The sequence below is a fragment of the Bhargavaea ullalensis genome, assembly GCF_042432615.1.
GTDB classification, from domain to species: Bacteria; Bacillota; Bacilli; order Bacillales_A; family Planococcaceae; genus Bhargavaea; species Bhargavaea ullalensis.
Genome location: NZ_JBHLWY010000054.1, coordinates 1 through 741 on the forward strand (window position 1 = coordinate 1; position 741 = coordinate 741).

The 741-nt window shown below is 59.6% G+C and carries 1 protein-coding gene; it reads left to right on the top strand.

Annotated elements, in window-relative coordinates; all coding sequences use genetic code 11:
* A partial coding sequence (locus ACFFIY_RS14360; protein WP_376837322.1) for a TnsB C-terminal domain-containing protein occupies window positions 1-732 on the top strand: 732 nt, incomplete at its 5' end.
* Between the last annotated feature and the right edge of the window lie 9 nt (window positions 733-741).

A 741-nucleotide genomic window follows, 5' to 3' on the forward strand; every position in this document is an offset into this window, starting at 1 on the left:
TCACTGCGTCAGGCCATCCAGGAATACGGGGTGCCCGATGCCTTCTACTTCGACAACGGCAAGCAATACCGGACGAAGTGGATGAGCCGGATGTGCTCGAAGCTCGGCATCCGCCTGCTTTTTGCCAGGCCCTATTCCCCTGAATCGAAAGGGAAGGTGGAGCGATTCAACCGCACAGTGGACGGCTTCCTAGCGGAAGCGGCGCTTGAGAAGCCGAAGAGCCTGGAAGAGCTGAACCGGCTGTTTGCGGTCTGGCTGGAAGAGTGTTATCAGAAGAAGGGCCATTCGGGACTTCCGGAGAACCGGAGCCCGTTCGAAGTGTACCAGCGGGACCGCCGGGCACTCTCCTTCGCCGCGGAAGAGGCGATCACGGAAGCCTTCCTTCATGCGGAGACCCGGAAAGTCGACAAGTCGGGCTGCATCAGCTTCCAGGGCGAGAAGTATGAAGCGGGACTCACCTTTATCGGCCGGACAGTGGACGTGATCTATGATCCGGAGAGTACAGAAGAAATCCGGATTGAATATGAGGGGCACGAGCCGTGGACGGCGAAAAAGCTGGAAATCGGGGAGTTTGCGGGCAGACGGCCCGCCCTGCCGGAGACCCTCCAGCAGGCGCCGGCAGAAGAGTCCCGAGTGCTCCGCGCAGCGAAAAAGCGGAACGAAGAACGTGAGTCCTACCGGCCGCCCGCCATTTCATTCAAGCGGATGAAGGAGGTGCCGGACCGTGTATGAATCGTTCTA